Origin of the sequence: Veillonella sp. T14073-2 (genome assembly GCF_002959875.1) — a bacterium.
GTDB classification, from domain to species: Bacteria; Bacillota; Negativicutes; order Veillonellales; family Veillonellaceae; genus Veillonella; species Veillonella infantium.
The window spans coordinates 671,519-686,112 of record NZ_PPDC01000006.1; the positions used below are offsets into that span (position 1 = coordinate 671,519).

Annotated in this window: 10 protein-coding genes and 1 other RNA gene; all 11 read right to left on the minus strand. The window is 40.4% G+C overall.

The genetic code is table 11. The annotated features are described in order from the left end of the window. Positions 1-2: 2 nt before the first annotated feature. Positions 3-1,349, minus strand: a complete 1,347-nt coding sequence (rimO, locus tag VCHSUH04_RS06715; protein ID WP_105085879.1) for a 30S ribosomal protein S12 methylthiotransferase RimO — start codon at positions 1,347-1,349, stop codon at positions 3-5. A gap of 66 nt (positions 1,350-1,415) precedes the next feature. After that, a complete protein-coding gene (locus VCHSUH04_RS06720; protein WP_105085880.1) occupies positions 1,416-2,453 on the minus strand; it encodes an ABC transporter substrate-binding protein in 1,038 nt (345 codons plus the stop codon). 62 nt (positions 2,454-2,515) lie between these two features. Then, positions 2,516-4,477 (minus strand): YgiQ family radical SAM protein, encoded by a 1,962-nt coding sequence (locus VCHSUH04_RS06725; protein ID WP_105085881.1) that lies wholly within the window; start codon positions 4,475-4,477, stop codon positions 2,516-2,518. Positions 4,478-4,507: 30 nt separating this feature from the next. Then, positions 4,508-4,960 (minus strand): helix-turn-helix transcriptional regulator, encoded by a 453-nt coding sequence (locus VCHSUH04_RS06730; protein ID WP_005386075.1) that lies wholly within the window; start codon positions 4,958-4,960, stop codon positions 4,508-4,510. A gap of 48 nt (positions 4,961-5,008) precedes the next feature. Continuing rightward, positions 5,009-7,753 carry a DNA translocase FtsK gene (locus VCHSUH04_RS06735; RefSeq protein ID WP_105085882.1) on the minus strand — a complete coding sequence of 915 codons (2,745 nt, stop codon included), beginning with the start codon at positions 7,751-7,753 and terminating at the stop codon, positions 5,009-5,011. Positions 7,754-7,835: 82 nt separating this feature from the next. Continuing rightward, entirely contained in the window at positions 7,836-9,137 is a 1,302-nt protein-coding gene (locus VCHSUH04_RS06740; protein ID WP_105085883.1) for a replication-associated recombination protein A, read from the minus strand. A gap of 204 nt (positions 9,138-9,341) precedes the next feature. Next, a non-coding RNA gene (ssrS, locus tag VCHSUH04_RS06745) (6S RNA) lies at positions 9,342-9,514 on the minus strand. Between the two features lie 80 nt (positions 9,515-9,594). Continuing rightward, positions 9,595-11,400, minus strand: coding sequence for an aspartate--tRNA ligase (aspS, locus tag VCHSUH04_RS06750; protein WP_024065547.1), 1,806 nt, complete (start codon positions 11,398-11,400; stop codon positions 9,595-9,597). Positions 11,401-11,408: 8 nt separating this feature from the next. Beyond that, entirely contained in the window at positions 11,409-12,680 is a 1,272-nt protein-coding gene (gene hisS / locus VCHSUH04_RS06755; RefSeq protein ID WP_105085884.1) for a histidine--tRNA ligase, read from the minus strand. After that, the gene (hemZ, locus tag VCHSUH04_RS06760; protein ID WP_105085885.1) at positions 12,680-14,107 is read right to left on the minus strand and encodes a coproporphyrinogen dehydrogenase HemZ; all 1,428 of its coding nucleotides are present in this window, start codon (positions 14,105-14,107) and stop codon (positions 12,680-12,682) included. Before hemZ ends, hisS begins: the two co-directional genes overlap by 1 nt. Next, positions 14,100-14,591, minus strand: a complete 492-nt coding sequence (locus VCHSUH04_RS06765) for a Fur family transcriptional regulator (protein ID WP_105085886.1) — start codon at positions 14,589-14,591, stop codon at positions 14,100-14,102. Before VCHSUH04_RS06765 ends, hemZ begins: the two co-directional genes overlap by 8 nt. Positions 14,592-14,594 lie beyond the last annotated feature (3 nt).

Here is a 14,594-nt window from a genome sequence, read left to right on the forward strand (position 1 = left end):
TTTTATTCTACAACCGTAGCTACTAGATCGTAAGCAAAGCCTTGCTCTACCTGTACCTTAAGAATATCACCAGGTTGAACCTCTTCACCGCAGTCCTCAATGTACATATTTCCGTCTACATCAGGTGCTTGAGATTTCAAGCGTCCTTTAGCTAATAATGTACCATTCTCGCCGTCCTCGATTTCTTCCACCATTGCATAGTCAACAGTACCTTCTAAATCGCGATTATTCTCTTCAGAAATAGCTGCTTGAATGGACATGAGAATATGATAACGTTCTTCTTTCACCTCTTCTGGCACTTGATCTTCACGGGCACCAGCTGGTGTACCTTCCTCTTGAGAGTAAGTAAATACGCCCATATTATCGAATTTTATTTCTTTTACAAAGTCACAAAGTTCCTCAAATTGCTCGTCTGTTTCACCAGGGAAACCAACGATAATAGATGTGCGCAATGTAATATGGGTCGGTGCATTTCTAATCTTCTTAAGCAAACGCTCAATATCACTACGATCATCGCGACGATTCATTTGCTTCAAAATATCGTTATTAACATGCTGCAACGGAATATCTACATATTTGCAAAGTTTTGGCTCATTAACGATAATATCTAACAATTCATCAGAGAAGAATGTTGGATATAAGTAAAGCATACGAATCCATTCGATGCCTTCTACGGTAGTTAATTCTTTTAACAACGTAGTCAACAATGGTTTACCATCGTTGAGGTCAATACCATAGCTAGTCGTATCTTGAGCGATAAGAACGATCTCTTTAACACCGGATGCAGCCAATCGTTCTACTTCGGCCTTAATAGACTCGATAGTACGACTGCGGAATGCACCACGCACTTTTGGAATAATACAGAAAGTACAACCATTGTTACAGCCTTCCGCAATTTTTACATATGCACTGTACCGAGGCGTTGTTTGAATACGCGGCATACGCTCATCATAAATATTTGTAATATTTTCCATGATACAACTGCGATTGCCATGCTCAATAGCATCAACGGCTACCATAATCTGGTCCCATGCACCTGTACCGATTAAAGCATCAATTTCAGGAATTTCTTGGAATAATTCATCTTGATATTGTTGGCTTAAGCAACCTGCTACAATAAGACCTTTACATTTACCATCCTCTTTATATTGAGCTACCTCAAGAATAGTATTAATAGACTCGGCTTTTGCTTTCTCAATAAAGGTACAGGTATTTACAACGATAAGATCTGCTTCGCTTAGGTCCTCTGTAATCGTATAGCCATTATCTTTCAATAAGCCTAACATTACCTCTGTATCTACTAAGTTTTTAGCACAACCTAGGCTAACATACCCTAATTTCTTACCCATTCTATATCCTTTCATAACTAGTTTATTTCTCAATTTACTTCCTGTAATAGGATCTATATAACTGAGTTACTCCTTACGGAAACGCACTTGGCTAACCCAGTGATTTAACAATAATTTTTTACCATCTATAGTGTAACCACCATTAACAGGCCATAAAATTAACTCGTGCCCCAATGAGTCTTTTGGCTCATCCATTTCTGGATTCGTAAATATATAGGTGAAATTATTTTCAACCATATATTTTGCAGTCTTTGTAGATAACAACCAATTAATAAATTCAACGCTATCTGCTTTATGCTTTGAATTTTTTAATACAGCAGCGCCAGTTACATAATAAGATGTTCCATCTGTTGGGTATATAACCTTAATCGGATATCCATGACGAGTGTATTGGGCCGCATCAGACAAATTACCAATGCCGATATTAGACTCTCCTAATGCAGTTAAGCGAACTGGAGTAGACAAGAACTTGGCATGTTGTATTATATGTGGCTTTAAGCTATATAAATAGTTCAGTGCCTCAGGCTCGCCTCTATATTCCACCATGTTATATAACAAATTAGCTGCATTTTGGGATGCTACAAAATCGGTCATCACAATAGACCAATCGCCTTGTTTTCCCAATGTATCCCAAGTAGTAATATATTTACCTATCCCATTGTAGAAGGTGTCATTTTGAACAAATACAATAGGATCATACCAAAGACCTACCCAATACCCATTTATATCTTTTAGATTATCACGTACTTCGTCAATTCTCTCATTAACGATAGGTGCATATTTCCCTACATTTGCCCCAACAACGAGATTATCTTCAGAGGTAAGTACCAGATCACCAGATGTATCAGCTACATTTGAAGCCGACCGTTGGGTCATTTGCTCTTCTGTAAGAGGCATAACTGTAACTTTTATATTTTTCTCCTCTTCATATCGATCGGCAAGCAATGTAGTTATATTGTTCGGCAAGTCTGTATAAACTGTAATCTCACCACGAACAGGTTCTTTTTCATGTTCTAACTGTTCCTGATGATAAAAGTTTACACCATAGGTTAACATTCCTATAACAAATAGGGCTAAAATGCCCGGAGCAATCCACCGTTTCATATATGCCTCCTATAAGACATAAAGTATTCCCAAACCAGAATAGACAAAGCTATTCTCCATTATTAACGACTACCACGTCCTCGATTACTATTAGATGGGCGACTTTTGGTCATGCCATTACGAGAGGGTCTACCCTTATTACTTCTCTCACTAGACTGACATCCGTTGCGACGATCATTATTCTTCCCACTATTACGAGAACCACTAGATTGACTAGGACGATTAGTCCGACCAATTGGGCGTGGTGGAATCAAACATTCAGGTCCAAATCCTATTAAGTCACGTCGATTAGCCTCAATGAGCGCCTCTTTTACAAGGTCATAATTTTCAATATTTTTATATTGCATTAAAGCCCGCTGCTTAGCTTTATCTCTACCTTTTTTTGCAACATATACAGGTTTTCCATCCAGTGGGTTAATGCCCGTATAGTACATGCATGTCGATAAGCTCCCCGGCGTAGGAATAAAGTCTTGCACTTGTTCTGGATACATATGTTGATCACGTAAGAACTCGGCTAATTCAATAGCATCTTCCAAGGCACAACCTGGATGAGAGCTCATAAAATATGGTACTAAATATTGCTTTTTACCAAGCTTTTTATTGGCCTCCTCAAACCAAGATTTGAAGGTGAGGAACTCTTCCTTACCAGCTTTGCCCATCATATTGGTAACGCGTTTAGAAACATGTTCTGGCGCTACTTTTAGTTGTCCACTTACATGAAATTCACAAAGCTCGCGGACAAAATCTTTATTGTTATCCGCTAGAACATAGTCATAACGCAAGCCAGAACGAACAAATACTTTTTTTACGCCTTTTAGCTTACGTAATTTACGGAGTATAGCAATATAGTCATCATGGTTTGTATTTAGATTTTCACAAGGCTCTGGAGCCGCACAAGTACGACCTTTACAAGCACCATATACAGCTTGTTTGTCACAAGCTAAATGACGGAAGTTCGCCGTAGGGCCTCCAACATCATGAATATATCCTTTAAAGTTATCCATATTAATCATAGTTTGAGCTTCATCAAGTAAAGACTCATGACTACGATTTTGGATGATACGACCTTGATGATTTGTTATTGCACAGAATGAACAGCTACCAAAGCATCCCCGTTGACTTACAAGGCTAAACTGTACTTCGCTTAATGCTGGTACGCCACCCTTATCATCATATTTAGGATGCCACTTGCGAGTATACGGCAAATTATATACGCCATCCATTTCCTCCTGCGTAAGTGGCAATGCAGGTGTGTTTTGAACAAGATATCTATCCCCATGTTTTTGTACTACTATACGACCATAGAAAGGATCTTGTTCATCATACTGCATACGGAATGCATCGGCAAAAGCCATCTTATCCGCTTTAATTTCCTCAAAAGATGGACACTCAACATAGTCTATGGTAGGGATTTCCTTGGCCATATAACAAATACCACGAATAAATGGCAAGGACTCTTTAAATCTACCTTGATCTAACGCATCAGCTAATTCTACAATTTGAAGTTCACCCATACCATAAATGAGTACATCCGCCTTTGAATCAACTAAAATAGAACGACGCACAGTATCTGACCAATAATCATAATGACCAAATCGGCGTAAGGACGCCTCTATGCCACCGATAATAAGAGGCACATCACTGTAAGCCTCCTTCATACGATTCGCATATACCAAGGTAGCTCGATCTGGGCGATGGCCCGCTTCTCCACCTGGAGAATAGTCATCTTGTCGACGAATTTTCTTAGCCGCCGTAAATTTATTGAGCATTGAGTCTAGATTCCCTGCCGTAACAAGGGATGCTAGACGCGGTTTACCAAGTTTTTTGAAAGCCTCTACATCATTCCAATCTGGTTGATCTATAATACCTACACGATACCCTTTGGATTCTAAGTATCTGCCGATAACTGCAGGTGCAAAGGAAGGATGGTCCACATAGGCGTCCCCACTAATGAGGACAAAATCTAATTCGGCCCAACCACGTTTCTTCATATCCGAAGGTTCTGTTACTAAAAATCTATCCATTAATTGAATAAATGCCTTTCTTTCCTTTTATTAGAAAAGGAATAACCATAGTAAAAATAATGCCATACAGAATAAAATAATCCCTAAAATAATGCGTTCTTGTACGATAGAACGTTGACGTTTACGTTGACGCGTTTCTAAGGACATACGCTTTTTGGATGTTTGGTATTCAACGAATTCACTTTGCACCAAATTTGGCGCAGCTTGTGCCTTCTGACGCGTCACAGAACGCAAAGAAAACGTATCTATATCACCTACTTGACTTTGGTAGGCTTTTACCAAGCGATCACCATCAAGATCTAAATAATTACCGTAATTACGAATAAAGCCTTTTACGTAGACCTGACCAGGAATGATGTCATACTTACCATCTTCGATAGCTTCCAAATAGGTTGTTTTAATGTGCAGTACTTGCTCCACATCTTTAAAGGTTAAATTACGTCTTACTCGTTCACGTCGTAATTCTTCGCCTAATTCAGCCATTTTCGTTCCTCTCTTAATCTACATAATACTCATATCGTAATCATTTAATTATTGCTCATCATTAGAGTCTGAGAAATATCGCGCCTTAGCTTGTTCAGGGCTCATCAAAATTTCTCGAGCCTTACTGCCCATACTAGGACCAACAATTTTAAGATCTTCCATCGTATCAACAAGGCGAGCCGCACGAGTATACCCAATGCGGAATCGACGCTGTAACATAGACACAGAAGCTTGACCAGACTCCATAACGAGATTAACAGCACGTTCTAATAATTCATCGCGGTAGATATCATTTTCTTCTGATGATTCTTTTTCGGTTTCCTTTTCAGCCTCTTGTGTAACAGTATCGTCATATTCTGGTTCACGTTGAGCTTTTACAAATTCCACAAGATGTTCTACCTCATCATCAGAGATAAACGCACCTTGTACACGAATTGGTTTATTCGCCCCAATTGGAGCAAACAGCATATCCCCTTTACCAAGCAGTTTCTCAGCACCTGCCATATCGAGAATAGTACGGGAGTCAATTTGAGAACCTACTGCAAAGGAAATACGACTAGGTACATTAGCCTTAATAGAGCCTGTAATAACGTTGACAGAAGGACGTTGCGTAGCAAGTACCATGTGAATACCTGCAGCACGCGCCATTTGTGCTAAGCGACTAATAGATTCTTCAATATCATCAGGAGCCGTCATCATAAGGTCAGCTAACTCATCGATAATTAATACAATCAAAGGCATAGCCGCCTTAGGGTGTGCTTCGTTATAACTCTTAATATCCCGTTTACCAGATGCGGCAAAGGCTTTATATCGAGCCTCCATTTCACGAACGGCCCAACGCAATACAGCGGCTGCTTTTTTCATATCTGTTACAACTGGTGCCATCAAATGAGGAATACCGTTATAAATAGATAGTTCAACCATCTTAGGGTCGATTAATAAAAGCTTAACCTCTTCTGGCTTACGACTAAAGAGAATACTGGAAATCAATGTATTTACACATACAGATTTACCAGAACCAGTCGTACCTGCTACAAGCAAGTGAGGCATCTTCGCAAGGTCAGTAATCACAGGCTTACCTGCAATATCCTTGCCAAGACCTACCGGAATACCCCCACGAGCGTCCTTGAAGTCACTACAATCAAGAACATCACGCAAATGAACGGCCTCTGTTGTCTTATTAGGTACCTCGATACCGATGGCGGATTTACCAGGGATTGGAGCCTCCATCCGAATATGTTGAGCCGCTAAGTTTAAGGCAATATCATCAGTTAAATTGACGATACGGCTAACCTTTACACCAGGCGCAGGTTCAATTTCGTAGCGTGTAACAGTTGGACCTTGTGTAGCATTAACCACCTTAGCAGTAATACCAAAGTTACTCAATACATTTTCAAGCATCATTGCATTTTGCGCTACTTCTTCACCATTGCTTTGACTCCCCTTCCCTTTCGCCAAAATATCAAGGCTTGGGAAATGATAAGGTCTATCATAGGTACGATGAATTTGACCATCTTTAGATACTGCTACTTGTGCTGTATCTTCTGTAGTACTAATAGTAGATGGTACTTGTAAACTCATACCAGACATACCGGCACCAGCACTTACAGAACTTGCTGCAGCACCTGTACCAGGTACAGCAGAAGCTATGGCAGCGTGATTAGTTTCCAATGGACCAATTGTTGTATTTTGATATGTAAACTCTGGTTGTTCCTCATGGTTATTCTCTACTGATTCAGATTCATCTGTATATCCTTCGTCTGGAGTATATGTATAATCCTCATCTGGAGTATATACATAGTCATCACCTGTAGATCTACTAGCATCAGAGAATTGATCAAAATCATCTGCATCATAAGACTTCGCATCACCAGCATCTTCAGAAATATTCGCCAATTGTTCTGCTGCACGGTTACGCGCTTCTATTTCAGCTAATTCTTTCCAAGATGTAGGAGCCTTTGGAGATTCTACAGTCGTTACTGTATCCACCATAGGTTCATTATCTACAACCGCACTCGTTTCAAAGTTATCTCGATCGGTAGTGATACCTCGTTTTTCAAGTGTATCTAACGCTTGGTCTGCAGCATCAGCAAAGCGTGTATCCTTTTCCCTGTTATACGCTTTACGTTGTTCTGCAGCTTCTTTACGTTGTTCATTCCAATCTTCAAAGACCTCTTTAGCTACAGCCACCTTCTCAGCAGCCACTTCTTTAGCTACATCTAAGCCTACTTGTGTTTTATCCGCTGCCTTTTGCAAGCCACTACGCAAAGATAAACGCGTAATTAGAATACCAAAGGCTAATAATAAGAACACATCTAAAATGATGGCCCCTAGCTCACCTAACAGTGTACGAAGGAATGTAGCGATAGCTCCACCTACAACACCGCCTTGATTAGCCAATTGTGTGGTGATTAGTTCCTGCCCCTCAGGAACGCGCCACAATGGAACAAGGGCTAGCAAGAACAGGAAGAACAAAGTCATTACAACGCCCCGTTTAGTAAGGGAAATAAATGTTCCTTTATACAATAATCGCCAGCCAATCCAGAACACACCAAGGCAAGGAATAATACCGCCTAGGCCAAAACCATAACGGAATATACCTGTTAAAATCTGTCCTACAAGACCGAGTTCAAACCCAAAGAATCCGAGCAAGGAAATAACTGCAAAGGCAATTACAATTAAGCCTTTAACTTCGCTGCGCAAGGAAAACCCTTGAGACTTAGTTTGCTGTTTTGTACTTGTTCGCTTTCGTCGTGTATTGCGTTTTTTGGTGGAAGTTTTTTCTTCTGCCATAAATCTATACAAACCCCTTACTTATATAACACTACTGTAAATTAACTTATCATTATATTATAGCATATATCGAAGTATTTAGTTAGCTTTTACGCCGTTTCTCCCAGTCACAAAGTAACTGTTCTTCCTTACCTCTTTTAATACCATTGTAGTACGAAGCATCCATAAGAGGTGTTGGTAGATACTGCTGTTTTACATAGCCATTTGGATAGTTGTGGGCATACTTATAGGTGTTCCCATGACCTAGCTTGCTAGCCCCACTATAATGACTATCTTTTAAATGATCTGGCACCTGTCCACAATCCTTGTGGCGCACATCGGCAATTGCTGCATCGATAGCCAAATAAGCCGAATTACTTTTCGGTGCTAATGCTACATAACAAGCCGCCTCAGACAATATGATGCGAGCCTCTGGAAATCCTACCATATGAGCTGCTTGAGCCGCTGCATTGGCTAGAATCAAAGCTTGCGGATCTGCAAGGCCTACATCCTCAGCTGCACATATTACGATACGACGAGCAATAAAATTAGGATCCTCTCCTGCTTCAATCATACGTGCCAAATAATGCACAGTCGCTTGTACATCAGAGCCACGCATACTTTTAATAAAAGCAGAGATTGTATCGTAGTGGCTGTCGCCTTTTTTATCATATGTGTAAATTCGACGTCCCACAACTTTTTCAAGAACCTCTATGGTTATAGTCCCTTCATCCTGTACCATAGCTGCAGCCTGTTCTAAAATATTCAAAGCCATACGACCGTCGCCATTAACGAAAATTCCTACATCCTCTAGCACTTCATCGGTTACTTGTAAACGGCGTTTACCAAGACCTACCTCTTCATCTGTAATAGCACGACGCAAAATTTGACCAATCGCCTTTGGTGTCAAAGCCTCCAATGTTATGAGTCGCAAACGGGATAAAAGTGGTCTATTAACCTCAAAAAACGGATTTTCTGTAGTGGCACCAATGAGGATAATCGTACCATCTTCTACACAAGGTAATAACACATCCTGTTGGCTTTTATTGAAACGGTGGATTTCATCGAGGAATAATATAGTTCTTTGTTGTAATGACCGTACGCGCTTACGAGCATCCTCTATGATGTTACGCAACTCACCTATACCAGCATTGGTAGCATTTAAATTTACAAAATGACTATTACTTACCTTCGCAATGATACCTGCTAGTGTAGTTTTCCCGGTTCCACAAGGCCCATAAAAAAGCATAGATGGTATGGTATCCTTTTCTACCATAGCACGTAAGAAGGTCCCCTTCCCTACGGCCTTCTCTTGACCGTATAAATGATCCAACTTGGTAGGGCGCATACGCACAGGAAGTGGCTCATATGCATTTGTAGGCTCTAAATCAAACAAACTATCCATTCTATCACCTCAATTCACAGTATCTAAACTATTAATATCCACATTTCTAAACCATTGATGTTCTCATTTTAGAAATCAGATATGTTAGACCATCAAACTGTATTGCTCTCAAATATGAATACCTATGACAAGCATCATACATCGATATACCTTATTGTATTTCCATATATAGTATATGACATTATATGCCATTTTTACACGCAAAAAAGCCCCACCATGCCGTAATGTACCGCGTTTTGATCCTGCTTAGGGCAGGTGGGTGTCCTCCTCATCCTGCAGTTGTCCCATAAGGGCATAACGTTCAGACGAGAGTTCGGACTCCCGAAGTAAATGTGTTGGCTCAAAACTGCGATATCACACGCACATGGCAGGGATATCTTATACATAAATAGTATCAGAAAGATTCGTAATAAACAAGTCTTGACATTTGAATTTTAATCAATTCTTGCCTATGTTTTTACACCAAAGATTGCTCTTCTTCTTCCTCAATATCTGGTTTAATATGCAACTCTTTTAATTGTTTAGGTTCTACTTCAGATGGCGCTTGGCTCATAACATCAGAAGCAGATTGAGTTTTAGGGAATGCGATTACGTCGCGGATAGATTGACGTTTTGCCATCAACATAACAAGACGATCAAGGCCGAATGCACAGCCTGCATGAGGAGGTGCACCATATTGGAATGCATCAAGCATGAAGCCGAATTTGGATTTTGCTTCTTCTTCAGACAAGCCAATAGCTTTGAATACTTTTTCTTGTACATCAGATTGGTAAATACGCAAGGAACCGCCACCGATTTCAACACCGTTCAATACCATATCATAAGCGATTGCTTTTACGCTGCCAGGATCGGATTCCAATTTATCAAGGTCTTCATGACGAGGCATTGTGAACGGATGATGCATTGCAACATAACGTTTTTCATCTTCGTTATATTCGAACATAGGGAAATCAGTTACCCATGTGAATGCCAATTTATCTGGATCAATCATGTTCATACGACGTGCCATTTCAAGGCGCAATTCGCCCAATGCACGTGCTACAGTTGCTGGTTTATCAGCAATCATCAATACGAGGTCGCCACCTTTAGCGCCCATTTTTTCACCGATGTTGCGGATTGTATCTTCACCTAAGAACTTCATGATTTGAGACTTGATAGAACCATCTTCGTTGAAGCAAGCCCATGCAAGACCTTTTGCACCATAACGGTTTACATATTCAACAAGGTCATCAAGTTCACGACGAGGAATACCAGCATCACCAGGTACTACGATACCTTTAACTACGCCACCATTGTCGATAACAGAACGGAATACTTTAAATTCTGTATCTTTTACAAGATCAGTTACATCAGTAAAGGCCATATCGAAACGAAGGTCTGGTTTATCAGAACCATATTTATCCATTGCTTCATCCCATGTAATGCGAGGCATAGGCAATGTGATTTCTTTGCCCAATGTAGTTTTAAATACATGAGCAACCATTTCTTCAAGCATAGAATAAATGTCTTCTTCATCTACGAAGGACATTTCCAAGTCGAGCTGAGTGAACTCTGGTTGACGGTCTGCACGCAAATCTTCATCGCGGAAGCAACGAACGATTTGGAAATATTTTTCATAACCAGCTACCATCAAGATTTGTTTGAAAATTTGTGGAGATTGTGGCAATGCATAGAATGTACCAGCATTTACACGAGAAGGTACTAGATAGTCACGAGCGCCTTCTGGTGTAGATTTAGTAAGCATTGGAGTTTCAATTTCCAAGAAATCGCGGCTATCGAAGAAGTCGCGCATTGCTTTCGTTACTTTGTGGCGTAAAATCAAGTTACGTTGCATTTCTGGACGACGTAAGTCAAGGTAACGATATTTTAAACGAATATTTTCATCTACATCGATATCATCTTGGATATAGAATGGAGGTGTTTTAGCGGAGTTCAATACGCGCAACTCTTCACAGTACATTTCATATGCACCAGTTGGAAGATTTGGATTGATAGCAGCTTCATCACGTTTTGTAATTTTACCACGTACACAAAGTACATATTCGTTACGAACATCCTCTGCTTTGTGGAAAGATTCCACGTTATGATCTGGAGATGCCACTACTTGTACTACACCAGAACGATCACGTAAATCCAAGAAAATCAAACCACCATGGTCACGACGGCGTTCAACCCAACCACATAATACGACCTCTTTACCTACCTCTTGTTCAGAGATGGTGCCACAACCGTGCGTACGGTGTAAGCCTTGCATTGTTTCCATTCTAATTGTCATCCTTTCACCAAAGAAGTTATACGTTCAGAAACTGTATCGAGTGGTACAATTTCTTGTTCACTAGTTTCCATGAATCGGATTATGGCTTCCCCACGAGCCAATTCATCATCACCCAATATGATAACATATTTTGCATTAATTTTGTTAGCATATTTTAATTGTGCCTTCATACTCTTGCCCTGTCCGTCCATTTCAACGGTTACATACGCATCATGTAATGCTTGGCAAATTTTGAAAGCTTCCACCTTAGCCGCATCACCTAGAGCTACGACGAAAGCAGATGGTTCTACAGCAGGTTCAGGCAATAAGTTTTGTTTTTCAAGCGCCAAGAGCAAGCGCTCCATGCCCATAGCAAAACCAATGGCAGGCGTATGAGGACCATCGAGTTCCTCTACGAGGCCATCGTAACGGCCACCACCGGCTACGGCACTTTGTGCGCCTAATGGAGTGTATTGAACTTCGAAGGCTGTTTTAGTGTAATAATCAAGACCACGTACGAGACGAGGATTCAATGTATATTGCACATTAGCAGCCGTTAAATAGGTCTTCAATTCCTCAAAATGATCATGACACTCTTCACATAAATGTTCGTGAATTTCAGGAGCACCTACGGATAAAGATTTACATGTTTCATTTTTACAGTCCAAGATACGCAATGGATTTTTGTATAAACGCTCTTGGCAATCGCTACATAATTGTTCTTTTTTAGGTTCAAAGAATTCAATTAATTTTTCACGGTATACAGGGCGACAAGTCGGGCAGCCTACAGAGTTCACCTCTACGTTGAGATCTTTAAGGCCAAAGTCTTTCAACAATTGCACTACCATGCAGATAACTTCGCTATCTACCACTGGAGATTGAGAGCCTAATACCTCTGCCCCGAATTGGTGGAATTGGCGGTAACGGCCTGCTTGTGGTTTATCATGTCGGAACATAGGCCCCATGTAATACCATTTTGTAAGGCCTTCTTTGCCATATACTTTGTTTTCTAAGTATGCGCGCACAGCAGATGCTGTATTTTCAGGGCGCAACGTGAAGCTAGAGCCACCTTCATCACCTGTGGTAAAGGTGTACATCTCTTTTTGTACTACATCTGTAGTTTCACCGATGCCGCGCAAGAATAATTTAGTATCTTCAAAGGCAGGTGTGCGAATTTCATTGAACCCGTATACTTTGCAAATCTCGCGCATACGTTGTTCAATATAGTGCCAATTTATCATTTGTTCTGGCAAAAAGTCTTGTGTACCTCTTGGTTTTCTAATAGCCATTACACAACCTCCCAAAATTTTTCACAAATTCTATGTCGTTTCTCTAATAGTGCATCTATCGTTCCGTGGTAAACATCTACATCCTTTGGCATATGCTGTTTCAACTGCCGATATTCAGGGGCGCGCATCCACTTAGATGAACTACCAGGCCCCATGGAAAGAATACTTTGCCGTTCTTCCATGATCTGAATATTATATGCGCACGCTTTACCTGGCAAGGTGTAGCCAATATTTTCTAACTGCCCTCGCATATATTGTTGGCGATATAGATAATATGGCACATAGCCAGCCGCTTCTAGACGCTCTTTACCATATTGTACCATTTCTGCTACGAGATGTTCCTCTGGAATATCATCTTGCATATTTAAATCATACAATGGGCTACCACGTTTTAATGCTAACGTATGAATTGTAACATTTTCCGGCAAATTTTGACATACATAATCCATATTCTCTATCATGTTTTGCATCGTTTGATTTGGCAAACCGGCAATAAAATCCATATTTACCGCTAACGACGTATTATGTTTGACATATTGTAACAACTCATCAATATCACGTGCACTATGTCCACGCCCTATGCTGCGTAAAATATCATCTTGCATCGTTTGTGGGTTAATACTGATACGATTGACACCTAAATTAAGCATAGATCGTAACTTTGTAGGATTAACAGAATCTGGTCGCCCCGCCTCTACAGTAAATTCATGACCTTCTGGCACAAGTATAGATAACTGTTTTAGAACTTGGTGAAAGTCTTCGTCCCCTAACACTGTCGGTGTACCGCCCCCCATATAGATGGTATCTACCGTTAAGCCATAAGATTCAACAATACTTTTCATATCCTCTATGTCCCGGCCTAAGGCAGTTAAAAATTGGCTTTTACCATCATAATCCTGATAGAGTCCATACGGAAAGGAGCAGTAAACACAGCGGGTGTCACAAAAAGGAATGCCACAATAGAGACTCACCTTTTTATGGTCTGTATCAGCTAAAAATGGACGTTGGTATTCACCTATAGAGCCTAAAGTGGCAAGTTTTTCCATAGACACAGAAAACTCGTCCCTAATGTGACGAGTTGCTGTGTGGACTGATCCATATGTATCTATATATTTATGTAGTAGCTTTGTAGGGCGTACACCAACCATAGTCCCCCATGGTGCATCAACTGGCAAGCCTTGATATTCACGCAAATAGCTTAACAAAGCTTGCCCTATTTGACGTCGTCCCATAGAGGAAACGGGGCCTTCAAAAGTCTGAACAGTCTCACCAATGGTAACTGTTAAGGTATACAATCCATCAACTTCGTGAGCTTCAAGGATAACATCTGGATACACCTTGTCAGAAAACAGGCCTGCAGCACCACAATTATGGGCCACTACAGAACCAAGTGGTAATGGTCCCGTATAAAGATATCCATTAAGCATGGTGATGAGCCATACGTTCTAATTTTTCAAGCTCTGCTTCAGACATATGATTTTGGCAGTCGCTGCAATAACCATATACTTTCAATTGATGGTCGATAGTGCGGAAGTTCAATTTTTTAGCAATGATGGATTCTAGTGTTTCAAGCATATCATCTTCAAACTCGGATACTTTGCCACATTTTACGCAGATCAAATGATGGTGAAAATGAGCAAACTCTTCGTCGTTCAATTCGTAACGGTTACGACCATCGCCGAAATCAAGACGTTTCAACAAATCAAGTTCAGTGAAGAGATCAAGTGTTCTGTAAATAGTAGCCAAGCCGATATCAGGAGCCACTTCTTTTACAAGTACATATACGTCTTCTGCACTTAAATGATTTTCATCAGCATCGATGAAGGCTTGTAAAATTGTTTGACGTTGTGTAGTCAATTTGTATTTTTTGTCTTTAATGCGTTCTTTTAATTTTTCTAATGTTGTATTCATGAT